This window comes from Acrocarpospora catenulata, from assembly GCF_018476525.1.
Taxonomy (GTDB): domain Bacteria; phylum Actinomycetota; class Actinomycetes; order Streptosporangiales; family Streptosporangiaceae; genus Acrocarpospora; species Acrocarpospora catenulata.
Genome location: NZ_JAHCST010000011.1, coordinates 45669 through 69480, shown reverse-complemented (window position 1 = coordinate 69480; position 23812 = coordinate 45669). Strand labels below are relative to the sequence as shown.

Annotated in this window: 23 protein-coding genes and 3 tRNA genes; 13 read left to right on the top strand and 13 right to left on the bottom strand. The window is 67.7% G+C overall.

Going from position 1 to position 23812, the window contains the following annotated elements:
- Positions 1-12 precede the first annotated feature (12 nt).
- Genes KIP79_RS13725 through KIP79_RS13715 form a run of 3 tightly spaced genes read right to left on the bottom strand, consistent with a single transcriptional unit; the run spans position 13 to position 5929 of the window.
- Positions 13-2358: a LamG domain-containing protein gene (locus KIP79_RS13725; protein ID WP_214105157.1), complete on the bottom strand. Its 2346-nt coding sequence runs from the start codon at positions 2356-2358 to the stop codon at positions 13-15.
- Positions 2355-2540, bottom strand: a complete 186-nt coding sequence (locus KIP79_RS13720) for a hypothetical protein (protein WP_214105156.1) — start codon at positions 2538-2540, stop codon at positions 2355-2357. The genes KIP79_RS13725 and KIP79_RS13720 overlap by 4 nt, the downstream gene beginning before the upstream one ends.
- Positions 2540-5929, bottom strand: a complete 3390-nt coding sequence (locus KIP79_RS13715; protein ID WP_214105155.1) for a hypothetical protein — start codon at positions 5927-5929, stop codon at positions 2540-2542. Before KIP79_RS13715 ends, KIP79_RS13720 begins: the two co-directional genes overlap by 1 nt.
- 474 nt (positions 5930-6403) lie before the next feature.
- On the opposite strand from KIP79_RS13715, the gene KIP79_RS13710 reads away from it, so the two are divergent.
- The 7 genes from KIP79_RS13710 (at position 6404) to KIP79_RS13680 (ending at position 10731) form a co-directional block, all read left to right on the top strand.
- Positions 6404-6479, top strand: a tRNA-Gln gene (locus KIP79_RS13710).
- Positions 6480-6489: 10 nt separating this feature from the next.
- Positions 6490-6562: transfer RNA gene (locus tag KIP79_RS13705), tRNA-Leu, on the top strand.
- A gap of 10 nt (positions 6563-6572) precedes the next feature.
- Positions 6573-6649, top strand: a tRNA-Leu gene (locus KIP79_RS13700).
- A gap of 132 nt (positions 6650-6781) precedes the next feature.
- Entirely contained in the window at positions 6782-7873 is a 1092-nt protein-coding gene (locus KIP79_RS13695; RefSeq protein WP_308169712.1) for an acyl-CoA dehydrogenase family protein, read from the top strand.
- A gap of 29 nt (positions 7874-7902) precedes the next feature.
- A complete protein-coding gene (locus tag KIP79_RS13690; protein WP_214105153.1) occupies positions 7903-8793 on the top strand; it encodes a glycosyltransferase in 891 nt (296 codons plus the stop codon).
- 67 nt (positions 8794-8860) lie between these two features.
- On the top strand, positions 8861-9805 hold the full coding sequence (locus KIP79_RS13685) for a UDP-glucuronic acid decarboxylase family protein (RefSeq protein WP_214105152.1): 945 nt from the start codon (positions 8861-8863) through the stop codon (positions 9803-9805).
- Positions 9806-9807: 2 nt separating this feature from the next.
- Complete coding sequence (locus KIP79_RS13680) at positions 9808-10731, top strand: glycosyltransferase (RefSeq protein WP_214105151.1); 924 nt, start codon at positions 9808-9810, stop codon at positions 10729-10731.
- A 153-nt stretch (positions 10732-10884) separates the two neighbouring features.
- Here KIP79_RS13680 and KIP79_RS13675 read toward each other — a convergent pair whose 3' ends face one another.
- The 6 genes from KIP79_RS13675 to KIP79_RS13650 all read right to left on the bottom strand — a co-directional run bounded on the left by KIP79_RS13675 (position 10885) and on the right by KIP79_RS13650 (position 17670).
- A complete protein-coding gene (locus KIP79_RS13675; RefSeq protein ID WP_214105150.1) occupies positions 10885-11877 on the bottom strand; it encodes an aldo/keto reductase in 993 nt (330 codons plus the stop codon).
- Positions 11878-11879: 2 nt separating this feature from the next.
- The gene (locus KIP79_RS13670) at positions 11880-12785 is read right to left on the bottom strand and encodes a helix-turn-helix domain-containing protein (protein ID WP_214105149.1); all 906 of its coding nucleotides are present in this window, start codon (positions 12783-12785) and stop codon (positions 11880-11882) included.
- A gap of 93 nt (positions 12786-12878) precedes the next feature.
- The gene (locus KIP79_RS13665; protein WP_214105148.1) at positions 12879-14720 is read right to left on the bottom strand and encodes a hypothetical protein; all 1842 of its coding nucleotides are present in this window, start codon (positions 14718-14720) and stop codon (positions 12879-12881) included.
- A gap of 146 nt (positions 14721-14866) precedes the next feature.
- Complete coding sequence (locus KIP79_RS13660; RefSeq protein WP_214105147.1) at positions 14867-15796, bottom strand: 5'-methylthioadenosine/S-adenosylhomocysteine nucleosidase; 930 nt, start codon at positions 15794-15796, stop codon at positions 14867-14869.
- Positions 15797-16525 carry an NUDIX hydrolase gene (locus tag KIP79_RS13655; RefSeq protein WP_214105146.1) on the bottom strand — a complete coding sequence of 243 codons (729 nt, stop codon included), beginning with the start codon at positions 16523-16525 and terminating at the stop codon, positions 15797-15799. It lies immediately after the preceding gene.
- A gap of 41 nt (positions 16526-16566) precedes the next feature.
- Positions 16567-17670: an aldo/keto reductase gene (locus KIP79_RS13650; protein ID WP_214105145.1), complete on the bottom strand. Its 1104-nt coding sequence runs from the start codon at positions 17668-17670 to the stop codon at positions 16567-16569.
- 117 nt (positions 17671-17787) lie between these two features.
- Between KIP79_RS13650 and KIP79_RS13645 the strand changes: the two genes are divergently transcribed.
- A complete protein-coding gene (locus KIP79_RS13645; protein ID WP_214105144.1) occupies positions 17788-18393 on the top strand; it encodes a TetR/AcrR family transcriptional regulator in 606 nt (201 codons plus the stop codon).
- A 5-nt stretch (positions 18394-18398) separates the two neighbouring features.
- Here the strand turns inward: KIP79_RS13645 and KIP79_RS13640 are convergent, their stop codons facing one another.
- The 3 genes from KIP79_RS13640 to KIP79_RS13630 form a co-directional block, all read right to left on the bottom strand.
- Positions 18399-18620, bottom strand: coding sequence for a hypothetical protein (locus KIP79_RS13640; protein ID WP_214105143.1), 222 nt, complete (start codon positions 18618-18620; stop codon positions 18399-18401).
- A 78-nt stretch (positions 18621-18698) separates the two neighbouring features.
- Entirely contained in the window at positions 18699-19154 is a 456-nt protein-coding gene (locus KIP79_RS13635; RefSeq protein WP_214105142.1) for a hypothetical protein, read from the bottom strand.
- Positions 19151-19624 (bottom strand): hypothetical protein, encoded by a 474-nt coding sequence (locus KIP79_RS13630; RefSeq protein ID WP_214105141.1) that lies wholly within the window; start codon positions 19622-19624, stop codon positions 19151-19153. The genes KIP79_RS13635 and KIP79_RS13630 overlap by 4 nt, the downstream gene beginning before the upstream one ends.
- A 45-nt stretch (positions 19625-19669) precedes the next feature.
- Here KIP79_RS13630 and KIP79_RS13625 point away from each other — a divergent pair, with 45 nt between their 5' ends.
- The gene (locus KIP79_RS13625) at positions 19670-20665 is read left to right on the top strand and encodes a helix-turn-helix transcriptional regulator (RefSeq protein WP_214105140.1); all 996 of its coding nucleotides are present in this window, start codon (positions 19670-19672) and stop codon (positions 20663-20665) included.
- Positions 20666-20721: 56 nt separating this feature from the next.
- Here the strand turns inward: KIP79_RS13625 and KIP79_RS13620 are convergent, their stop codons facing one another.
- Positions 20722-21126: an NAD(P)/FAD-dependent oxidoreductase gene (locus KIP79_RS13620; RefSeq protein WP_214105139.1), complete on the bottom strand. Its 405-nt coding sequence runs from the start codon at positions 21124-21126 to the stop codon at positions 20722-20724.
- A 305-nt stretch (positions 21127-21431) separates the two neighbouring features.
- Here KIP79_RS13620 and KIP79_RS13615 point away from each other — a divergent pair, with 305 nt between their 5' ends.
- The 4 genes from KIP79_RS13615 (at position 21432) to KIP79_RS13600 (ending at position 23605) form a co-directional block, all read left to right on the top strand.
- A complete protein-coding gene (locus tag KIP79_RS13615) occupies positions 21432-21869 on the top strand; it encodes a hypothetical protein (protein WP_214105138.1) in 438 nt (145 codons plus the stop codon).
- Between the two features lie 96 nt (positions 21870-21965).
- Entirely contained in the window at positions 21966-22526 is a 561-nt protein-coding gene (locus KIP79_RS13610) for a hypothetical protein (RefSeq protein WP_214105137.1), read from the top strand.
- Positions 22527-22544: 18 nt separating this feature from the next.
- The gene (locus KIP79_RS13605; protein WP_214105136.1) at positions 22545-22976 is read left to right on the top strand and encodes a hypothetical protein; all 432 of its coding nucleotides are present in this window, start codon (positions 22545-22547) and stop codon (positions 22974-22976) included.
- Positions 22977-23026: 50 nt separating this feature from the next.
- Positions 23027-23605 (top strand): hypothetical protein, encoded by a 579-nt coding sequence (locus KIP79_RS13600; protein WP_214105135.1) that lies wholly within the window; start codon positions 23027-23029, stop codon positions 23603-23605.
- The last annotated feature ends 207 nt before the right edge of the window (positions 23606-23812 follow it).

Genomic DNA, 23812 nt, shown 5'->3' with positions numbered 1-23812 from the left:
GTCTCCCGGCGATCAGGGGAAGAGGAACCCGAACAGTCCGCCCGAGCTCGGGTGGTCCAGCAGGCGGCGGAGGTTGGCGAAGTCGGTGGCGTTGAGGGTGGTACCGCCGACGGTGACGGTGGTGGCGGTCAGCGAGCCCACGGTGGTGTCGCCGGCGGTGAGCTTGGTGTAGGTGTCCTGGGCCGGGTCGCCGACCTTGAGGTGGAGGCCGTCGGGGCGGGCCTCGATGCGGTGCGAGGCGGTCCCGCTGGTGAAGCGCAGGCTCGGGTTGACCTGGGTGGACTGCTGGGCCTGGTAGATCTCCAGGAAGACCAGGTTGCCGCCCCCGGCGGACGCCTCGCGGCGGAGCTGGAGGTGGGTGTTGTCGGCGCCGATGGTGAGCTTGGCCGTGGTGTTGGCGGTGCCGAGGCCGACGTTGTTGCCGACGGCGTTGATCAGCAGCGGGCGGAGTCCGTGGGACTGGATCCAGCTGTAGTTCTGGTGGTAACCGATACGCAGGTTGGCGCCGCCGGTCGGGCCGATGATGAGGGCGTTGCCGTTGGGGTCCTGCGGGCCGTGCAGGATCTGGAGGCGGCCTTCTGGGGCGGTGGTGCCGATGCCGACGTTGTTGACGATCGGGTTGATGGACAGTGGGCGGACGCCGTGGGACTGGATCCAGCTGTAGTTCTGGTGGTAGCCCATGCGCAGGTTGGCGCCGCCGGTCGGCCCGATGATCAGGGCGTTGCCGTTCATGTCCTGCGGGACGTGCATGATGTGGAGCTTGGCCTCGGGGGCCGTGGTGCCGATGCCGACGTTGGATCCGGCGGGGATCAGGGGGGAGCGTTCCGCGGTGACCTTGAGGTAGCCGTCGGCGTACCCGGGGATGTTCTGGTAGCCGATGACGATGTCGGCGTGGCCGAGGGCGGACAGGGCCACCACCGGGGTGAGGGTCAGGTCGATCCAGCCGTCGGGGGCGATGGCGGTGGCCTGCTGGGGTCGTACCGTCCAGACCGGCTCCTGGCCGAGGTGCTGGTCGGCGACGTGCCAGCCGGAGTCCATGCCGGGGGCGCCGGTGGCGGTCAGATGGACCTGGGTGCCCTTGCCCGCTTCCGTGAGGGCGCCGAGCTGGGTCTCGTGCTGCTCCTGGACGTCGAACGTCACCGTGAACGCCGAATCCGGATTTAGTGGGATTGAGCGGTCGCGGGAGAGGTTGGAGAGGCGGATCCGGAGGGTGTTCGGTGTGACGTTATCGTTGAGGACGGCGTTGCCGCCCACGAAACCGGCGGTGATCGGCGCGTCCTTGCTGCCCCGGGCGTTCACCACCTCCAGGAACTGCATGCGCGAGCCCGACAGCTCGTCCGACTCCCCGGCGTATCTGAGCAGCCGGTACTGCAGCTCGACCCGGGTCCCCCGGGTGCCGCCGGTGCCGTCCGCCTTGAGACCGGTCAGCGGCAGGATCAGGTCGGCCCCGGTGGAGAGGGTGAACGGGCCCGCCGAGCGCAGGTAGAGCGTCGTGCCGGAGGCGTCGGAGGTCCGGCGCAGCGTCCAGCCGTCCGCGGCGATCCCCGGTTCCGGCAGGTCGGCCAGGGTGCCGGGGCGGAAGCGCAGAGCCAGCTGGTAGTCCTGGTCCCGCTCGCCCGGGGCCATCAGCAGGTCCTGCCGGGAGCCGTTGGTCAGCCGGAGCGTCATCTCCTGACCGTCCTGGTCGTCCTCGATCCGGAGCACCGGCTGCTGGTGCTCGTCGGAGAGGAGGAAGTCCAGCGGGTGGCTACGGACGAACGCGGCCAGCGCCGCCTCGTCCTCGGCCATGTCCCGGCGGATCTCGGCCTCCGACAGAGCGCCGTCGTAGATCCGCAGGTGGGCGAGCCGCCCTTCGAAGTAGCCCTCGCTCCCGCCCTCGCGGCCCACCGCCAGCTCGACGTCCTTGATCAGGTCGGTCCGCAGGCCCGGCCCTTCGGCGACCGGCGAGCCGTCGTAGTAGACCCGGGCGGTCTCGCCGTCGTTGCACACCGCGACGTGCTGCCAGCTGTCCAGGGCCAGGCGGTGGGCGAACTGGTCGGTCCCGCCGAAACGGTGCGCCAGGATGCCCTCGTTGGTGATCCCGACGTTGCCGAACGCGCCGGTGATCAACCGGGTGTTCCGCTGGTCCGCCGGCCTTACCCAGAACTCCACCGTGTACGAGGTCAGCTCCAGCTCGCGGGCGCCCTGGATGATCACCGCGTCCCCGACGCCGTCGAAGGCCAGGCAACTGCCGAACCGGGGGTCGGGCACGTTCTTCGGGTCGCCCACCACCTGCCCGTTGAGCAGGTTGCCCGAGTCGTCGATCGCGCGGCTGGAGTCGGTGACCGCGTCCAGATGCCAGTGCAGGACCAGAGTCACGCGCCCACCCCGTCCACGAGGGCCGGCCGCGGCAGCGCCGTCTCGGCCGCCAGTTGGGGTTCCGCCTGCTGGTGGATCCGCGTGATCAGGTCGCACACCCGCACGTACGGCAGGTTGCCCAGCGCTTCCAGGATGAGGTTGGTCTCCGGGACCGAGAAACTAAGCGATATCTGCGGTGACATCAGGCATTCCTTGCAGGAGGGGCGTAAGGACGGAGGGCCAGCCAGCCCTCGCGGAGGGACAGTTCGGGCGGGAACTGCGCGTCGAGTGCGGTGGGCGCGGTGTCCAGCTGGGCCCAGTCCGCGCCCGTCCGCTCCCGCCAGGACCAGGCGAAACCGGGCTCATCCGGCAGCGGCAGGCCGAAGTCGCCCTGCGCGGCCAGCACGGGGGCGGTGAAGAAGTCGGACTCCAGCGCGGACACCGACTCGGCGTGGTACTGGGCCGGCAGGTCCAGGGTCTTGCACGGCAGCACGCCGCTGGTCACGTGGACCTTGCCGCGCGGGTCCAGCAGCAGGGTGAGCACGTGCGGCGCCTCGTCGATGGCCTGGAGGATCGGCTCGGCGTCCAGGATGCTGTGGAACTTCTGGGGGGATTCGCCCTCCACCCAGTAGCCGACCACGCCGTCGTCCAGATGGTGGTGGGAGCCGATCCGGACCGGGAACCGTACCAGCGGGAAGTCGTTGCTCTCCCGGCTGGTCCTGGCCAGGTCCTGGCGGAACACGTTCCAGTCCTGGTGCACGGCCGGCACACCCTGCAACTCCAGGTTGATCGCGGCCCGGACCACGGCCAGCGGGCGGCCGGTGAGGATCGCGCGGGCCCGGTGCTGCGCCTGCTCCTCGGGCTCGATCGCGTCCAGCGCGTCGCTCAGCGCCGCCACGAACTCGCCCAGCCGGTCGGGACCGGCCGTGCGGAGCCTGGCCACCACCGCGCGCAGGTGCTCGTCGGGGATCTCCCCGGTCCCGACCCAGCCCGCCCCGGGCAGGCCGCGCCACTGCGCCAGCGTCGGATCCCCCAGGTCGGGTACGGCGTAGAGCGCGCCCATCATCCGCCCGTCCGCGGCGAACACGGCCACCCCGTCGTCCAGGTTGTCCGGCAGCAGCCAGCCGCAGACCGGTGTCGACTCGGGGGTGCTGTTGCTCTCCCTGCGGTCGTAGCGGGCGTCCAGCCAGCGGGCCGAGATGCGGGTCGGCTGGGCCAGCCGGGGCGGCATCGCCACCCAGCCGGGATGGTCGGGCACCGTCAGCTCGGTGGTGGTGCCGGGCAGGCGCACGTCCACGTCGTGGCCGACCCCGAAGTTGTCCACCAGCCGCAGGGCGAGCACCCGCATCGCGCCCGCCCGGATCGGGGCGAAGTCGCTCAGCGGCTGCGGCGCGTGCGTGGTCTCGTTGCCGATCGCCCACTTCACCTCGCCGGCGAAGTCCTGGTAGCGCCGGAAGCCCAGCGGGTCGTCCACCGGCAGCTGGCGGACCAGCTTCCGCATCAGCAGGGCGTCGTTGAACCCGCCGAGCACACCGGCCAGGTTGCCGCCCTCGTTGGCGGCCAGATGCCGGTACGCCTCGATCAGCGTGACCAGGCGCTGCTCAGGGGCGGGCTGGTCCAGGTACCGCTGGAACACCTTCTCCGGGTCGTCCATGTTCTCGCCGTACCGGGGGAGCAGGGCGCCCTCCAGGTACCTGAGCACCCGGGCGGAGAGCACCGGGCGGGCGGCGGGGGAGAGCAGGGTGACCCCGCTGTAGACGTTGGCGGCCTTGTCGTTGGCGTCCTGGCCGGGGATGACCGTCAGCTCCACCTCGCCGGAGGCCAGCTCGTAGGTGCGGGTGACGTAGTCCTCGTCGTACGTGCGGTCGTTCGGCGACAGGTTGCCGCCCTGGCCGGACGGGAAGAACTCGACCTGCCAGTGGAGCAGCACCGGGTGCCAGGGCGCGTGCCGCCAGACCTGGGCCTCGGCCAGCGGGAGCACGGCATCGCGCAGGTCGCCCGCCGTCCCCGCGTCCCAGGCCGGTCCGGGGTCGGTGACGGCGTGGCAGCGCAGCAGGCCGTCCGGGGACTGGGCGCCGTCCTGGCCGTGCCGGTCGGTGGGGGTGGCGGCGTCGCCGGTGAACAGCACGACGGGCTCGTTGGGCAGGTAGTACTGCGGCGCGGCCACCGGTTTGACCACGAAGCTCGCCCGCGCGGTCTCGGTGTCGACCTGCCGGAGCACCCACTCCAGCCGGCTGCGCCTCATCGAGATGATCTCGCTGCGCTCGCCGTTGGCGTACGAGCGGCGCTGGAGGATCCGCAGCTGGCGTTCGATGAAGAACTTGACCAGGTCGGGGTCGGGGTAGCCGTCCCGGGTGGTGTCGTACGGGTAGGCGCAGAGCAGGTACTTGTGCCAGTCGGCGAAGAGCCGCTCGCGCAGGCCGGTCAGCCGTGCGGCCTCGTTGTCGTAGGCGGACTGGAGGCGGTTGAGCTCGTCGAGGAGGTCGCAGGCGTCCGGGGGCAGGGTCAGGTTCTCGCGGGCCTGCCGTTCCTCGGCGCTGCTGTCGCCCGGTTCGTCCTCGCGGACGATGGTCCAGAGCGTGCCGCCGGGCAGGCTGCGGAAGGTCGCGGCGTGCCGGTTCTCGGCGAGGGTGAGCCCCAGGTCCAGCTGCTGGGATTCCAGCTCCTCGGCGAAGGAGAGCGCCTCCAGCAGGTGCTCGGCCTCGGCCGGGGTGGTGGCGGGGAGGACCGCGCCCAGGTGGGCGGCGAGGGCCTCGGTGGCGGTGTTGCCGACCCAGACGCCGGTGTCGTCGGACAGGAGCGGGCTGGTGGTGTCCTCGGCGGGCTGGAAGGTGAGCCGGGCAACGCAGACGATCCGCTCGAAAGGGCCATCTTCTGTCACGTTCCAATCGAACTGCTCTTCGAGCTTTTCGGTCAGGGTCTGGTCCGGGTCCGGCTGGAGCCTGGTCAGCGGGTCGCTGGACAGGTCCTGGTACCAGCCGACCACGTCATAGCTGAGCCCCGCCGGGGGAACGCCCGGGTAGGCAGGGTCGTGCAGACCGAAAACGCTGTGACAGTTCGGGTAGTAGGCGGCGAACGCGGGCTCGCCGTAACCGACCGCGGTGAGCAGCGGCAGACGCTGGGCGGGGTCGGTGGTCGGGCTCCAGACATTGAGCGGCACCTGCCGCCCGAGTCGGCGGTACGTCTCCGGGCCGTCCGACAGCGGATAGGCGATCGCGCCCACGTTCTCCTGGGAGAACACGTCGCTCTCCACCACCCACTGCGCCTCGACCACCCCGTCCCGGCTCCGCGTCACCAGCCACCGGTCGGGCACCGCGGGAATCGAGGTCTGCCCGTCGTCCTGCTGCACCATCCGGGTCAGCCCATCCGGTAGCGCCCAGTGCAGGTGAACGCCCGCCTTGAGCCGGAAATCCTGGTCCTCGAACGGCTCGGGAACCACGATGTCACTCAGGTACGGCTGGTCCGCGTGCTGGTCGCCGCCCTCCGCCGCGTACGGCAGCCGGGTGAAGTCGGCCGTGGGGCCACTGACATCAGTGGACCGTTCCAGACAAAGCGCATCTAAATGCACGGGCACGACAATCAGCGAGCTCACCGTCCAGCCCCTCAAGATCCAGATTCCCCCCGAACCAGAAGCAACGATGACGCATTTCCCGTCGTTTGGGAACCCCGCATTTCGACATTTAGCATGACAAAATAGTGACTAGCCGAAATATCCCCTATGGGCGTATCTGGTTGTCCCAAACCCCGGCTGCCCCCACACGGTTGCCGCCAGGCCCTTGGTGGTCCCTTCCGAGCCCTCCGACTCCATTGGCGTCGCGTAAATGAGTGGCCCGCCGCCGACCCCGGGCACTACGGTTCTGAACAACCGGAGAACGGAAACCACAGAGGACGAGCCATGAACCACCAGGCGAGCAAGGAACGGCAACGCGGTCGGCGGATGCGCCGTGAGCTGCTGCTCGGTGGCCTCGCGCTGTGGATCGGCCGCAGACTCGGGTGAAATTCCGGGGAATCGTGCGGCCGCCAGGGAAACCGGCGGCCTTTCTCTTTTGAATTCCACGGCGCACGATGCCAGATCGTCTAATTGGCAGGACGCCCGGCTTTGAACCGGGAAAGTGCGCGTTCGAGTCGTGCTCTGGCAGCCACCGATTTCTGACGTCCGTAGCCCAACGGCAGAGGCGCCGGCCCGAGGTGCCGGAGGATGCGGGTTCGAATCCCGCCGGACGTACGTACCACTGGCCGCTCTAGCCCAACGGCAGGAGGCACCGTGCTCAGGACACGGGACGTCGGGGTTCGAATCCCCGGAGCGGCACCACTCACCTGAAACTTTCGAGGCAATTCAGGAGATGCGATCCCTCGCCGTACCGGCCTACGGTGCATGTACTGGCAAGCGAGGAGAGCCATGGAAACGGTTCGGAGTATCGATTCTGCTGAAATATTTCGGAGAGTGTCCGCAATTGTTCCGCTGCTGGGCGGCAACGCGTACTGGTCGGAGGGGCACCGGCGGCTCCACCCGCTCTCGATCGAGGTGATGGCCGAGGCCGGGGTGTTCCGGCTCCGCGTCCCCGCCCGGTACGGCGGTCACGACTGCGACACCCGCACCCTTGTCGAGGTCTGCGCCACACTGGCCGAAGCGGACGGGTCGGCGGCCTGGACCGCCGCGGTCTGGTCGATCGGGGCGTGGCTGACCCGGCAGTTCCCTGAGGAGGTCCAGGACGAGGTCTTCGCCACCCCGGACGTGCGGATCTGCGCCACGCTCAGCCCGAGCGCGACAGCCGTACCGACCGGCGGCGGGTACACGGTGACCGGCCAGTGGGCCTTCATGAGCGGCGCCCACCACAGCCAGTGGCAGGTGATCGTGGCCGGGACCGAGACCGGGCCGATCATGGCCCTGGTGCCGATGGCCGAGCTGGAGATCATGGACGACTGGTACACCAGCGGCCTGAAGGGCTCCGGCAGCGTCACCACCTTCGCGTACGGCGTGCACGTGCCCGCCGTACGGGCGCTCCCGCTGGCCGAGGTGCTGCGCGGGCGGGAGCCCGGCGCGCCGCTGCTGCCGACCGCGGCGGCCTCGTCGGTCGGCCCGCTGCTCGGCCTGGCCCGGGCCGCGATGAACGGCTTCCTGCGGCGGGTGCCCGGCCGCCCGATCACCTACACCGGCTACGCCAACCAGAGCGAGGCCCCCGTCACCCACCTCCAGGTCGCCGCCGCCACCATGAAGATCGACCAGGCCGGCTTCCACGCCGGGCGGCTGGCCGCCCAGGTGGACGGCAAAGCCGAGCGCGGCGAGGAGTGGACGATCGACGAACGGGCCAGGGCCCGCGCCGACCTGGGCACCGTCGGCGAGCTGGCCAAGGCCGCGGTGGACATCGTGAACAGCGCCAGCGGCGGCTCGTCCCTGTACGACTTCGTGCCCGTCCAGCGCATCGAGCGGGACGTACGGGCCATCACCCTGCACGCGCTGATGCACCCGCTGACCAATCTCGAACTCTACGGGCGCGTGCTGTGCGGGCTCGAACCCGATACCCCCTACCTCTGAGGCGCGAGGTCATCATGCTCCGTTGCAGCGTGGTCATTCCGACGTACAACCGCGCAGAACTGCTCCGCCACACACTCGGCGCGCTGGCCCGCCAGACCCTGCCCCTGGACGAGTACGAAGTGATCGTCGTGGACGACGGCTCCGACGACCACACCGCCGAGGTGGCACGTTCCTTCGAATCCCGGCTGAACCTGCGGTACATCTTCCGGGAGCGGGAGGGCTACCGGGCGGCCAAGACCAGGAACGTGGGCATCTGGCAGGCCCGCGCCGAGATCTGCGTGCTCTTCGACTGCGGGGTGCTGCCGCACTCCGGCTGCCTGGCCGCCCACCTGGACAGCCACCGGGACACCGACCGGCCGGTGGCGGTCACCGGTTACGTCTACTGCTACAACTTCAACAACGACGACGCCGACCTGATGAACCGCACCATCGACGTCACCGACCCCGACGCCACCATCGCCCTGCTCGCCGAGAAGCGGCTCTGGCTGGACATGCGCGAGGACTTCTACACCAAGTACGGCGACGACTACGACTACCTGCCCGCGCCCTGGATGAACTACTGGACCTGCAACGTCTCGGCCAGGACCGACCAGCTCCGCCGGGTGGGCGGCTTCGACGAGGACTTCACCGCCTGGGGCGCCGAGGACATCGACCTCGGCTACCGCCTGCACCGGGACGGCGCGCGGTTCGTGCTCAACCGGGCCGCCGCGGCCATCCACTGCCCGCACGACAAGACCGAGGACGGCAACAACGCCGAGGCCGACGCCAACTACAAGAAGATGGCCGCCAAGTACCGCACCCCCATCACGCGGCTCCTGCTCTCCATCCCGGACGTGCACTTCTTCAACCTGAACGACGTCATCTCGCTGCGCGGCATGCCCGCCTGCGCCGAGTACACGGCCGCCCGTAGCAGCCGCTGACGTACCCGCTCATCCCAGCCCGAGCGCCGACGGGCCGATCCACCCTGTCCTGAGGAGGACTCTGGTCATGCGCTCGAACTCCCCCCGCGTGCTGGTCACCGGGGGCGCCGGATTCATCGGCTCCCACCTCTGCGACCGGCTGCTCCGGCTCGGCCACACGGTGGTCTGCGCCGACAACTTCTGCACGGGACGCCGGGAGAACCTGGCGTCCCTGCTGCCGGAACCCCGCTTCCACCTGGTCGAGGCCGACGTCGTGCACCCGCTCGACATCCCCGGTCCCGTCGACTGGGTGTTCCACCTGGCCTCCCCGGCCTCCCCGGCCGACTACTTCCGGCTGCCGCTGGAGACCCTCCGTACGGGCTCGGCCGGGACCGACAACGTGCTCGCCCTGGCCCGGGCCAAGGGCGCGCGCTTCCTGCTCGCCTCCACCTCCGAGGTGTACGGCGACCCGCTGGAGCACCCGCAGCCGGAGTCGTACCTGGGCAACGTCAGCACCATCGGCCCCCGCTCCGTCTACGACGAGGCCAAACGGTACGCCGAGGCGATCACCATGGCCTACCACCGCACCCACGGCGTGGACGTGGCGATCGCCCGCATCTTCAACACCTTCGGCCCGCGCATGCGCATGGACGACGGCAGGGTGGTGCCCACCTTCATCGCCCAGGCCCTGGCCGGCCGGCCGTTCACCATCAACGGCACCGGGAAGCAGACCCGCTCCCTCTGCTACGTCGCCGACATGGTGGCGGCGTTGATCGCGCTGATGCGCTCCGGCCAGCGCGGGCCGGTCAACCTGGGCAGCACCCAGGAAATGGCCGTGCTCGACATCGCCGAACTGGTCGCCGCCGAGACCGGCCGTCCCGTCCGGCACACCTACCACCCGCTCGGCCAGGACGACCCGGAGCGGCGCCGGCCCGTCATCGACCTGGCCCGCCGCCTGCTCGGCTGGGCCCCTGCCACCAGCATCCCCGACGGGATCGCCGCGACCGTCGCCTGGTTCCGGGAGAAGGAGTGATCATGAGTCTTGACTGCAGTGTGGTGATCCCCACGTACAACCGGGAGGAGCTGCTCCGCCACACCCTCGACTCGCTCGCCGGGCAGGAGCTCCCGGCCGACCGCTTCGAGGTGCTGATCGGCGACGACGGCTCCAGCGACGGCACCCGGGAGATGGTGGACACCTTCCGGGACAGGCTCAACCTGCGCTACTTCTACCAGGAGGACCTCGGCCACCGGGCCGCCCAGGCCCGCAACCTCGGCCTCTCCCAGGCGCGGGGCGAGATCACCGTGCTGATGGACTCCGGCGTGCTGGGCCACTCCCGGCTGCTCACCGCCCACCTGGCCTCGCACGCCGCCGCCGACGCGCCGCTGGCGGTCTGCGGGTACGTCTACTGCTTCAACCTGGACAACGAGGACGCCATCCTGATCAACCAGGCCATCGACGTGGCCGACCCGGACGGCACCATCGCCAAACTCCGGAGCGCCGGCATGTACCTGGACGTCCGCGAGATCTTCTACGGAAAGTACGGCGACGACTTCGCCGACCTGCCCGCCCCCTGGCTCAACTACTGGACCTGCAACGTCTCGGCCCGCACCGAGCAACTGCACCGGGTCGGCATGTTCGACGAGCAGTTCCGCCGGTGGGGCGGCGAGGACCTCGACCTCGGCTACCGCCTGCACCGCGACGGCGCCCGCTTCGTCCTCAACCGCGAGGCCGCCGCCATCCACGTGCCGCACCCGAAGAGCTTCGACGGCAACAACGACCAGGCGGCCGAGAACTACAAGTACATGTTCCGCAAGTACGGCACACCCGTCATCGGCCTGCTGCCCCGCATCGGGGAGCTCAACTTCTTCGAACTCAACGACCACATCCGGGAGATGAACCTTCCCAAATGCGATGACTACGTCGCGGTGCACGGCGGCTGGTCACTCCCACCCCGCTAATGCCGGCGTCATTCCGTGCAATATTGCAATCAATCTATCGCGGGGTGGCGAAACCACCGCATTATGGCTGCACCGGGTTCCCTGACGAGGGAATTGCTGATCAGCAGGCGGATTGAAGCCGGCATGGGCGGGGGCTGGCTTCAATCCGCCCGTTCACAGATTCATGAGAGCCAGTGCGTCACTGGTGTTACGTTCCCCCGCGACGGCATCAGGTTGAAAGACGCTTTCCAGCGTGCGAATCTGCGCGTCCGTAAGAGTGATATCGATCGCGCCCAGATTCTCCTCAAGGTGACTGATCTTCTGGGTGCTCGGAATCGGCACGATGTCCGGGCTCTTGGCCAGCAGCCAGGCCAGCGCCAGCTGGCTGGTCGTGACCCCGAGCTCGGCCGCGTACGGCGCCACGCGCTCGACGAGTCGCAGGTTGCGCTCCAGGAAGCCGCCGAGGAACCGGGGCATGCTCCGGCGCAGGTCCTGCGGCTGGAGCCGGGCGGGCAGGTGGCCGGTCAGCAACGCCCGGCCGAGCGGGGAGTAGGCGACGACCCCGACGCCGAGTTCCCGCGCGGCGGCGATGGCGTCCCCTTCATGGTGGCGGCTGACCAGCGAGTACTCGCTCTGTAACGCCGCGATCGGATGGACGCCCCAGGCTCGGCGCAGGGTCTCCCCGTTGACCTCGGAGAGCCCGAGATGCCGCGCCTTCCCGGCGGCCACCAGTTCCGCCATCACCCCGACGGTCTCCTCGATCGGGACCGCGGGGTCACGCCGGTGCAGGTAGAGCAGGTCGACGTAGTCGGTGTTCAGCCGCTTCAGCGACTCGTCCATGGAACGCCGGATGTGGCCGGGGGAGTTGTCGGCGACGTGCCGCCCGCCTCTGCGGACCACGCCGCACTTGGTGGCCAGCACCACCTCCGTACGCTTCCGGCCGGCCAGGGCACGGGCGACGGCCAGCTCGTTCGCGGCCTCGCCGTACCGTTTGGCGCCGTACGCCGAGGCGGTGTCCAGCAGGGTGACGCCCAGGTCGAGGGCCCGGTGCACCGTCCGCGTGAAGCGCCGCGGGTCCGCCGACCAGTAGAACTCCGACATCGGCATGCAGCCGAGGCCGAGCGCGGAGACGGTGGGGCCGTTCGTGCCGAGGCGGCGGTAGCGCATGGTCAACTGTCCAGGTCGGCGACGCGGCGCCGGATCCTATCGGCGGAGGCGGCCGGGGTCAGCGCCCACGACGCGATCAGCTCGAAGTCCTGCACGTAACTGTTGACCTCACTCTCCGCGTCGATGAAGAAGATGCGCGACTTGTTCTCCATGTAAACCACATCCGGGGAGCCGGTGGCGGTGGATCCGAGGATCGAGAACGACCCCACGGTCACCGGCGGCAGCCCCACCGTCAGCGGCAGCAGCCGCAGCGTCACGTTGGGCCGCTCCGCGTCGGCCAGCAGGCGTTCCAGCTGCTGTCGCATGAGCGCCCGGCCCGCCTCGTCACCTTCGGGGCTCACCACCCGCCGGTGCAGGAACGACTCATCAAGAATCACCGACAGCTGGAGCGGCTCCCGGTCGCCGCGCGCCTGGAGCACCTCCTGACGGCGGCGCACCACCTCCAGCCGGTGCTCCAGCTCCGACGCGGACGGACTCTGCGGCGCCAGCAGAATGATCTGGCGCGCGAAATCCCGCGTCATCAGCAACGCGTGCGGCACCAGCACGCAGTAGGAGCGCAGCGCCGACGAGCCCGCCTCCAGCTTGATCAGACTGCCGTACCCCGGATTGAGCGTCTCGCGGTAGGCGTCCCACCACCCCTTGGCCCTGATCGAGTCGGCCAGCCGCCGCAGAAACGTGGCACGTTCGTACGGCACGGCATACAACGCAATAAGCAGTTCGAGATCCTCCACCCCGATCCCGATCCGCCCGTTCTCGATCCGCGACACCTTGGAAGCCGACCACCCCAGCCGCCCGGCCACATCTTTCCCCTGCAACTGAGCCGCCCGGCGAAGCGTCCGTAATTCCTTCGCCAGGTTGCGCTCCCGCACGGACGGGGTGTCATAGCCGGCCACCATCGACCGCCTCACAGCTCGCGGATCAGCTCGCACCCCGATGCTAGCGATGTTGCGCCGCATCTTGCCCCGCAATCTTTCGCGCTGTATCCGCCTCTCCCGTGAACGTCAGGGCATCCGGTCCCGCCTGTTGGTCATACGGCTCTGTCCGTTCATGCGGTCCTGTCCGCGTCGGTGTTCCTGCGCAAGCCACGCGCTTCCTTCCGCGGCGATCCCTTCCAGAACGTGCAGTGTGTGGTGCAGACCCGCGGCGTCCAACGTCACCTCGGACACCTCTCCTGAGTTCTCTCCTTGCTGGAGTTCCTCCATTTCCGGAGCCATCACCTGAACCCGGATCTCAGTCCCGTTGACCAGCGCGAGTTCGAAGGTCTGCTCATGGTTGTCCGCCTGGTTGACGCGTACGGCGGCGATCTTCTCGAAGCGGTAGTTCGCCCGCTTCCGGTCATGGAATGTGCCCTGCCGGAAATCGAGGCTGACGGTGATCTGACGTACCCCGTCTGCGGTGAGGACGAAGAGGAGAAGCTGATACCTCGTATAGCGCCAAGGACCGCCCCGGACGCGTGCGCGTGCGGTCGACGGAGCCGGCGCTTCGATGAACGCGTGCGAGATGACGTCGCTCATGCTCAGCCTGTAGTGCCGCAACGCCTCGTTCAGCAGGACCTTTCTGTCACAGTCCAGCCAGGCGGCCATTTCCCGGTCGTCGGGTCTGTCGGCCAGAGTCGCCTGCCAATCCGCGAAGGCCGCCGTGATCTCAGCCTTGTCCTGTTCGGCCTCGGACCTGTCGGCCGCGTACCGGCGGCGCTCCAGGGCGATGTGCAGCCAGGCGCGTGCGGCGATCCACCCGCCTGCCAGCGCGACGAAAATCGAGCCGACGCCGCTCAGCGGACTGACCAGCACCGCGCCGCCCGCCGCCAAGGTCCCACCTCCGGCCAGGAGGGCGATCCCGCCGACAGCCGCCGCTTTCGTGCGGACAGGGGTGGCGAGTTCCCGGCGGTATTCCCACAGCGTGCCATTACACCAGCGACGTTTGACGTCTGCGGCCCGGTACCGGATCAGCCAGGAGATCTGCTCGGCGCTGGTTCTCCTCTCCCGATAGACCTCGACCGTCTCGTCGCGCATGTGTCTGCGGATCCCCGCCGTCAGGGTCAGCCACGCATCGCGGCTCATCCCTTCTGGGACGTATTTGGCGAAGTAGTAGTCGAAGCGCTGGTCTACTTTCCTGGCGAAACCGCCCGGCGGTGCGCTCGTCCTGTGGGGGACAGCCGCGAAGTCCCCGTCTTTCGCGCGACGCCGCATCGTACGGAAATGCCATTCCAGGCCGCTACGCACACCGAAGTAGCCCCCGGCAATGCTCACGAGGTACGCGAGAAACGCGGTCGGTCGGCCGTACCAGGCCAGCAGGGAACCGATGTGGCCCGCCGCCACGACCAGGACGGCCGTCGCCGGCACGGCTTGGAACCAGGTGGTCATAGGGATCGTGACAGGTAACGGCTCACGACTGCGCGGTCCGGCCGGCTGGGGCTGGAAGAACTTCCAGACCCGATCCACCCGATCACCGGCCAGTCGCTCCGACTCGGCCCGCGTCAGAGCGAGCTGCCACATCTGGTCCTTGAGCGGTCCGTCCAGGAACAGCTCAAGATGGCGGAGAATCCTGCTGCGCTGGGTGTAGCCCAGCACCTGGAACTCCTTGAAGAGGAGGCGCAGGTCGGCGTCGGGTTGCTCCGCGCAGTCCAGCAGCCGGTTGATCATCCTGACGCCGTCCGCCCAGGCGCCATCGCCGACGACGCGAAGTACGCGCCGCCTGTCCCGCAGCAGTGCGGCATCCTCTTTCGGGAGTTCGTGCCGCGTTCTCCCGCTCGTCAGCGCGAGCAGCCAGTAGAAGCACATCCGGTTGGTGACGTATTCGGTCGCCACGACTTCGCGGATAAGCTGCCAGGCCCGTCCCGGCATGCCGCCCTCAAGAAAGTAGACGCCCGTTTCGAACTTCTCCTCAGGTGAGGCGTCCGGAGATGTCGTGTAGACGGTGATGTCGCCGTGGACGGTGCCCGCCTGCATCCCGACGTGCGCGAAATCCCCGGCCACGTTGGTCGGGACCGTCATGACTCTTCCTGGGCGGGAACTGACGGTGGGGCCGGGTCCATGGTGATGCGGATGTCGCCGTGTACGGTGCCGGCCTGAACTCCCACCCGGGCGTTCCCTGTCGCGATGTTCCGGGTCGTCTCGTGCACGGTCAGGCTCCTCGTCAGCTCTGCTTCCATCGGTAGGCCGCCATCCTGTTCGTCGGCGGTCAGCTCTTCGGCCAGGACGACCGCGAACGCCGCCGCGTTGGCCGCGGCTCGCGGCTGCCACTGCTCGCGGTCCGTGGCCTGCTTGGTGCCGTCGGCCCGGTCGCTGATGCCCCGGACCACGACCACCGGCAGCGACCGGTTCAGGTGCCCGGCCTGCGCCACACCGGCGCCTTCCATTTCGATCGCCAGCGCGTCGTTGTAGTGCTCGTTGAGCCACCGGGCGTGCGCGGAGATCCGCGAATTCAGGACCACCTCGCCGGCGGCGATCGGCCCGAAGTACACCTGGGGCCTGCGATCGCCGTCCGGAAGGCCGCCCAGCCACGAGCGGCCGCGGTCGACGTGCCGGGCGATCTGGTCGGCCGCGTGCGCGGTTTCCCAGACGCGCGGACGGCCCTTGAACGCGTCGTCTTCGCTGGTCCCGCCGTGGAAGGCGTACACGTGCGTCGCCACCACGAGGTCCCCGAGGGAGATGTGCGAGTGCAGCGCGCCCGCCACGCCCACGAAGAGCAGGGCGGCCGGGGCGAACTCGTTGATGGCGCGTTCGGCCAGCACCGCCGCGGCGTGGTTGCCCTTGCCGACATGGGCCAGCGCCACCTGGCACCGGCCGTTCGCATGTCGGCCGATCTCGAAGCGGGTGCCCTGCGGGTGTCGGCGCGGGCGAAGGTCGGTCAGCTTGTCGCGGATCGCTTGGTACTCCAGATCCAATGCCGTGAGGATCACAACCGGCCGGTGGCTCACTTACTGCTCCTCTGGTGACGACGGCCCGTTGGGCCGGACCATCGGTGGATACAGGACTTTGCACGGGCCCGCCTTGAACAGCCGGGCCGGCCGGCCGGTCGCGGACTTGCGCGCCGAACCGGCCGCGACGATGAAGCCGTCGTTTTTCTGGACCTTGCGGTAGAAGTTCCGGGGATCCAGCCGGATCCCCCAGACCGCCTCGTACACCTCCTGCAGGTCGGTGATCGTGAAGGTCGGCCCGCAGAACGCCGTCGCGAGCGCGGAATGCTCAAGCTTGACGCGGGCGCGCTCGACGCCGTCGGCGACGATCCGCCGATGGTCGAAGGCGAGTTCCAGGTCTCCGGAAAGCACGCGATCGACCGGCTGCCATCCGGCGCCGGACGCGTCCGATCCGGCGGTCGGCTCCGGCAGCCGTGGCGCGATCGCCAGATAGGCCACGGACACGACCCGGCCCCGCGGATCCCGCCCGGGGTCGCCGTAGACCCCCGCCTGCTCCAGGGCGAGGGTCTCGACGTCCATGTCGGTCTCCTCGGCCAACTCCCGGTGGGCCGCGGCGACGATGTTCTCCTCGGCGTGCTGGAGGAAACCGCCGGGCAACGCGAGCGCCCCCCGGTACGGCTCGACGCCGCGCTCGACGAGCAGCACCTGCAGGCTTGACTCGCGCAACGTCAGAATCACCAGGTCGACGGCGAGCAGGACGGCGGGCGCCGACCATTGGGCATCGGTCATGTGACGAGACTAGCTTTTTGTCAAACTGACAGAAAGAGGATTCACCAAGCTGGTATCCAGTTCCGCACGGCGGGGGCGTACCCGGTCGGCTTGTCCCCGACCTTGACGCCCGGACTGACCAGCCAGCCCTGATAGTCCGGCGTGAACATCCGGTAGACCGACTGCGGCGGGACGGCACTCGCCTCGTCGAGCTCGGCGCGCAGCTCGGGCGGCAGCTCGAAGTCGAGGGCGGCCAGGTTGGCGTCAAGCTGGTCCGCGCCGCTCGCCCCGATGATCGCCGAGGCGACCCCGGGCTGGGTGGCGACCCAGTTGAGGGCGACCTGGGCCATCGTCACCTCGAGCTTGCCCGCGACGCTCTCCAGCGTCGCCAGCAGCCGCCATTCCCGGTCCGTCCACGAGCGCGCGGGCGAGCCGCCGCCGGTGAGCCGGCCTTCCCCGGCCAGGCCCTGGCCGGCATTCCGGTACTTCCCGGTGAGGAAGCCGCCGCCGAGCGGACTCCACGCGGTGATGCCGAGTCCCAGGGTCTGCCCCATCGCGACGTGCTCCAGCTCGATCATCCGGTCGAGAAGGGAGTAGGGCAGTTGCAGGCTGATCACCGGTACCAGGGCGTGCGCCTCGGCGAGGGTCTGGGCGCGTGCCGCATACCAGCTGGGCACGTCGGACAGGCCCGCGTACCGGATCTTTCCGGCCCTGGCGAGGTCGTCGAAGGTCCGCATGACCTCCTCGACGGGAGTGATCCGGTCCCAGGTGTGCAGCAGGAACAGGTCGATGTAGTCGGTACGCAGGCGGCGCAGTGACGCCTCGACCGCCCTGATCATGTGCTTGCGGCCGTTGCCGCCCGCGTTCGGATCTCCGGGGTCGACGCTGTTGGTGAACTTGGTGGTGAGCACCACCCGGTCGCGTACCTTGGCCTCGGCGATGAGGTTGCCGAGGATGATCTCGCTCTCGCCGGCCGTGTAGAAGTCGGCGGTGTCGATGAAGTTCCCGCCCGCTTCGAGGTAGCGGCGGAAGATCGGGCGGGCTTCCTCCTCGGTCTTGCCGTACGCGGCGTGGAAGCCGCCTGTGCCGAAGTTCATCGTGCCCAGGGCCAGCCGGCTGACGCGCAGCCCGGAACGTCCGAGCAAGTAGTAGTGATCGAGAGACATGGGGACATAACTCCGTTCTGAGCCGTTTGTCCGCTCAGCTTGCGGAGCAAAAAATGGACTCGCAAGTCCAAAATCCCTTTAGTATGGCCTGGACAGTCCATTCCTGGAGAGGTGACCATGCGCCCGCTGACCCGTAAGGGAGCCGCGACGCGGCAGCGCATCCTGGAGGGCGCGGCCGCGCACATCCGCGAGCACGGCGTGGCCGCCACGGCCCTCGACGACGTGCTGGCCAGGACCGCGACCAGCAAGAGCCAGCTGTTCCACTACTTCCCCGGCGGGCGGGAGGAACTGCTGCTGGCCGTGGCCCGCCTCGAGGCCGACCGCGTACTGGAGGACCAGCGGCCCCACCTCAGCGACCTCACCTCCTGGCCCGCCTGGCAGTCCTGGCGCGACACGGTGGTCGACCGTTACCGGCGCCAGGGCCGCCTGTGCCCGCTCAACTCCGTCACCGCACACCTGGGCAACCGCACACCCGGCGCCCAGGCCGTGGTCACCGAACTGATGAACCGCTGGCAGTCCGAGCTCGCCACCGGCGTACGGCACATGCAGAACGCCGGCGAAATCGACCCGGCCCTGGACGCCGACCGCGCGGCAGCGGCCCTGCTCGCCTGCATCCAGGGCGGCGTCCTGATCCAGATGTCCACCGGCCAGACCACCCACCTGGAGGCCGCCCTGGACATGGGCATCGCCTACCTGCGCGCCGGCAGGCTCCCGTCACCTTGATGTTCCTACTCGGGTAGCTCCAGTCCGCGGGCCCTGAGCGCGACGCGAGCCCGGTCGAGGCATTCCTCCGCGGAGTCGGCATCGGCCCGAACGGTCCACCTTTCCCCTTGGAATCCGCCGCTCGCGTGGAAGGTCCAGGGCCGGACACCCGCACGCTCGGCATCCAACCTCAGCAGAGCGTTCACGTCGCGTTCCAGGAGCCATTCGAGCATCACGACCGCGTCCATCCGGGCGGGATACGGCCCTGGCGCGCCGCAGGACCGGCAAGCGGGGGTCGCGATGGGGCAGGTCGGGCAGCGGGCCGGCTAGTTCACCCGGGTGAAGTCCATGATCCAGTTGATCTCCCAGGTGGCCTCGTCGTCCCAGGAGAACGCCTGCTCCCAGCGGCAGGAGGTGGGAGTGATCGCGGACCAGACGAACCGTACCCGGATCGGTCGTCCCTCCCAGGTTTCGTCGGCGTAGAACCGGCCCACCCCGTCGTCCCCGAACCGGCCCACGCAGGGGATCGGGTCCATGCCCACCCTGCCGTCGATCCAGTGCAGCGACCACAGATCCGTCTTCGGGTCGTAGAGGCGTACGGTCGCCCCGTTGTAGCTCTCCGTCGGGAACGTGATCTCGTCGAAGTTGCCCGCGCCGCCGAAGAAGCTCTGGTTGACCATCCTGGCCGGGTGCTCCACCCACTGGTCGTCGCCGACCCCGCGCCTGAGCAGCTTCCGGCTGTGCACGTCCCACGTGCCGACCAGGAAATCAAAGTTGTTCATCGTCCCACCTCTCCGGCCGGGCGCAGGTCGGCCAGGTACGCGTCCAGGTCTGGCTCGTCGGGTGCGAGCATGTGCCGTACGAACGAGGCCCGCTCGTACTCCAGCACGGCCAACTCCCACACACACCCCACGTACCGCTGCGGATTGCGCACGAAATGGGTGGGATCGGAGTCCGGGCACCCGAGCGCGGGCTGGCCGGCCGACGCCGTGTGCGTTTCCACCACGTTGTCCCACGCCCAGGTGTAGACGAGCAGGTAAGCGCCGCTGTCGTCCCCTCGGTGAACGACGATCCACCCCGCCGGGGAGTCATCGGCGAGCGGCGGTACGAGTTGGGGAACGAACTCCTCCGCCGCCTTCACCACCTCGGGCTCCAGCTCATGGCCCGCGCGGTCCACGTGATAGCACTTGTACGGTCGGCCGTCGATCCGCATGAGCCCGGCCGGCCGCATCTCCTTCTGGACGAATGTCATGCCCGGACGATAGAAACACTCCACTGACACGTATTGTCAGCAGACATGCGAGCTTCCCGGCTTCTGTCGATACTCCTCCTCCTGCAGTCACGTGGCCGCATGACCGCGCAGCAGCTCGCGGACGAGCTCGAAGTCAGTGTGCGCACCATCTACCGGGACGTGGACTCCCTGCACACCGCGGGCATCCCCATGTACGGCGAGGCCGGCCACGACGGCGGCTACCAGCTGCTCGACGGCTTCCGCACCCGCCTGACCGGCCTGACAGAAAAGGAAGCCCAGGCGCTGTTCCTCGCCGGACTCCCCGGCCCCGCCGCCGAACTCGGCCTCGGCGCACTGGCCGCCGCGGCCGAGCTCAAGATCGAAGCAGCCCTCCCACCGGACCTGCGCGAAGGCTCCCGCTGCGTACGCGAACACTTCTACCTCGACGCCCCCGGCTGGTATCACGACGGCGACCAGGTCCCTCACCTCCCCGCCGTCGCCGACGCCGTCTGGAACAAACGCGTCATTCAGGTCCTCTACCACCGTTGGCGCGAACCTCAGGAGGTCAAGCGCACGCTGGAGCCGTACGGGCTGGTGCTCAAAGCGGGCAAGTGGTACCTGGTCGCCCGCTGCGAGGGAACGTTGCGCACCTACCGCGTCAACCAGATCCTCGACCTCCACGTGACCGCGGCGACCTTCACCCGCCCCGCCGACTTCGACCTCGTCACCTTCTGGCGGGACCACCTGGTCGACTTCCGCGCCAGCCTCATCCAGGGCAACGCGGTTATCCGCCTCTCCCCGGTCGGCCGGATCCGCCTGGGCGAATGCATGAGCTCCCAAGTGGTCAACGCCGTGAACGACACCGCCTCCACCCCGGACGACCTGGGCTGGATCACCGCGACGGTCCCCATCGAGTCGCTCACCCACGCCCACACCGAGTTCCTCAAGCTCGGCGCCGAATGCGAGATCCTCGAACCCCCACCCCTCCGCGCAAAACTGACCGCGACCGCGACGGCCCTGTCCTCGCTCTACCCACCCACGGACGCGTTCGGGTCGGACTAGGAGTGGCTTCGGGACGCCAACAGGGCGTCGACCTTGGCCGGATCCGACAGCAGCGCTCACGCGCGCACCGGGTCGCCGAACAGGTCGGCGAAGAGAGCGGCCAGTTCCGGGTCAGCGGCGGCGCCCGCCAGGAACCTCTGCACATGCTCGGCCGGAGGCTGGAGGAAGGCGTTGGTCCAGTCGGTGACCGGCCCGGCCACCTCCCACATCGAGTCGGCCACGGCCTGCGCGAACCGCTCGTCATAAGGGCCACCGGTGGTGATGGCCTCGGCGGCGACCCAGGCGCAGTGCGAGCCGAGGTTCGCCCCCTGACCGGTGATCGGGTCGTTGGTGATCCAGGCGTCACCGACAGCCAGCGCGACCTTGCCGGAGGGCAGTTTCGCGACCGGCTCGCGGACCACAGGCGTGATCGCGCCCTGGAGCAGATCGTCGGGCCCCAGCACGCCGAAGGATCCGGGCACGATCCGCTCGGGAACCGGCTACTGATTTTGCCCGTGCTGAGTTGCGAAGACAGGAGCCCCAGGCCGCGGCAGGTCTCGTGACCGTGGGTCGCCATGAGTGACCGCGAGGCCCTGCAGGTTCTGGCAGGGAAGTCGTTCATCGTCCCAACGCGGGCTGCCCGGTTGTGCTGTCGCCTACAGCAGAAATTGTCGCTGACGGACTCTATGCTTCCCGCTCATGAGCAGAGATGAGACTCCTGTCGTGCACACGAAGCGGATCACGTTGCCTACTGGAAATAGGCAGAAGAGCAGGTAGGTTGGCGGGCGTGGATCTCAGCAAAATTACCCAGCTGGATGGTTTCATCAGTGCCAATGGGGCCTTTGACCCCAGGACGTTCCTGCTGTCCAGCGTGACAGTGGGCGAGGCTGCGGCTGTATCCCTTCTCTTCTGGCCGCAGTTCACGGAATATCGCGGAGGCGTTTTTCTCAAGTTCCTCTTCGAGGAGCAGGCGGTTGACAATTGGTTCGGCGAGCTGAAGGGAGACCTGCATGCCGTCGAATCAGTTGTGAACCACGTGCACTTGTGGGACGCCATAGTATCGAAATCGTCGGCCGAGTATCAGGTCCTGTCCGAGCTCGCGATACGGGTTGGTGAGATGTGGATGGCCGCCCTGGGGATGGCGTTTCCGGCCATGAGATTCCTTGTCACTGTGACTGATGAAGACACCGACTACGGCCCGACAATTTCTTTCCACTCGGTGTAGCGGGGTTGGGTTGGATTGCCAACAATCAAGCTTCCCAGCTGGAGCTTCAGAAGGCACTCCAATTTCTGGGATGTGAACTTGGAAACTAACAGACGCATGGCCGAGATCCTCGGCAAAATCAACCTGGAACATCTTTCATCTCTGGTGATACCTTCTCGGCTGACCAATCTCATCGACCGAGGATGGCGGCGTGGGGAGCTCAATTCACTGGTGCTCACATTCTTTGAGCTCGCTCCTCATTCCCCGAGGCGGCAGGACCAAGGCGCACTAGACTACGAGCTCTTCATCAACAGCTTCTACATCGACGACCCCGACAATAATGGGCCTGTCTTCCCTCAGTTCCAGAGCCTTTCGCGACGGCAGTGGCAAGATGCCATTGCCGTGCCAGCGATCCTGACGGCCGCCTTGCTGCTCCAGGCCGCCACACCGCTTCTTGTTGAGGAGGTCATGATCGGGGTGCTTACCATCTGTGATCAAAACGATGGAGCAAAATTGAGGCTATTTATCAATAGAAATTCCGTTCCGTATGTCCACATGGAAGCAGTCGATGATTCTGGGATCGCCTATCTCTTGCTGCGGAATGATGAGGTTGGCGACCTGCTTGCACTTGGAAGCATGGACCGGGGGCAAGTTTGTGAAAATACTAAGGATCTGTAGAGTCGCAGAAGGCGATGTATGCGCATCCAGGAAGGAGATATTATCCTGGTTCCAGCAACCAGCGCGCGGTCATGTATCGGTCAGGCCGTTGCAGTTGAGGGCCATTCCTTCCTGTTGGCCACGTTTTCGATTCGTGTCGGAAGATCTGCTTCTATGGATCTCGACAAGCTCGATCTTGACCGGCCTGAATTCATGGTCATTGCGTTGGATGCAAATCTTGAGTCCGGCAGGTGGCGAATTATCGGTAACCGCGCGGTGACGCCCGCGTGTTGCCGAAAGCGCTTCGGCGCACCGGCTGGTCACTCTGCTGCGTTGGCATCGGCGGCCTGGTCACCCGGAAGCGGGCCTATCCGAAACGAGGCCGCGGATGGCGCGAAGTATGTTTTGCGGAGCGCAGCCAAGTCCTATGATGGATGGACGGCTGAATATTTCAAGCCCGGAGCTAAGTAGGCATCTCTGAAAATCAGGTTGGGTGGCTAGAGTTGGTGGACAGTCGTTTGGTGGCCAGTCGAGGCGAATATCGTGACATCCAGGCAAGGGTCGAACGCGTCTTCGATCTTGATGCTCGCCTACCCGGAATGGTCTTCAAAAGCCCTCGGGAATCGACAGTTTTTGCGGAGTTCGCAGTGGCGCTCGGTGGACACTTCTGGCCTGTGCTTCGCGAACTGGCTCGGACCTACGCCGACGACAGGGTCTATCTGCTGGTGGTTGCCCCGGACGGCGACTCATACTATGCGCCGGAATATGGCGTCTACCCGGCGGCCGTGTTGTCCTCGACTGCGAGTGAAGACGAATACTGGGAAACGATTAGCGAGGAACCCGGGGGGGATGTGACCGGAGCTCTCGCCTTCTCGGCTGAGGTGGTTGCTTTTACTGGGGACTCGGGAGAATGGGGTTGCTGGGCGGAAAGCGGTTACGAGATTGCGGCCGTTCAGGGGTGGCCTGCGACGCTGTCACCTCTGGTCTACGTGCCGCTGTTGAACGCAGTCGAAACCCTGGAGGATTTCGTGTCTCTGGCATTCTATAAACATGGCGTTCCGCGCGATTTTGCATCGGCTTTTCTGGCGAACTATAAATGAGCGCCACACCAGTAACCGACGCTATCGTCGATAGCACTCACTCCAAGAGTGCGCCGACCGTGTGCTGATCTATGGTGAGCGGCACCTGTGATCGGTCCTGGTCGAGTATGCCGATCATTAAACGGTCATGTACCGGCCGCACCAGTCCCGTCGGCAGCAACCACCCGATCAGGATGAACGGACTTCATCGGCTGGAGGTCCAACCTC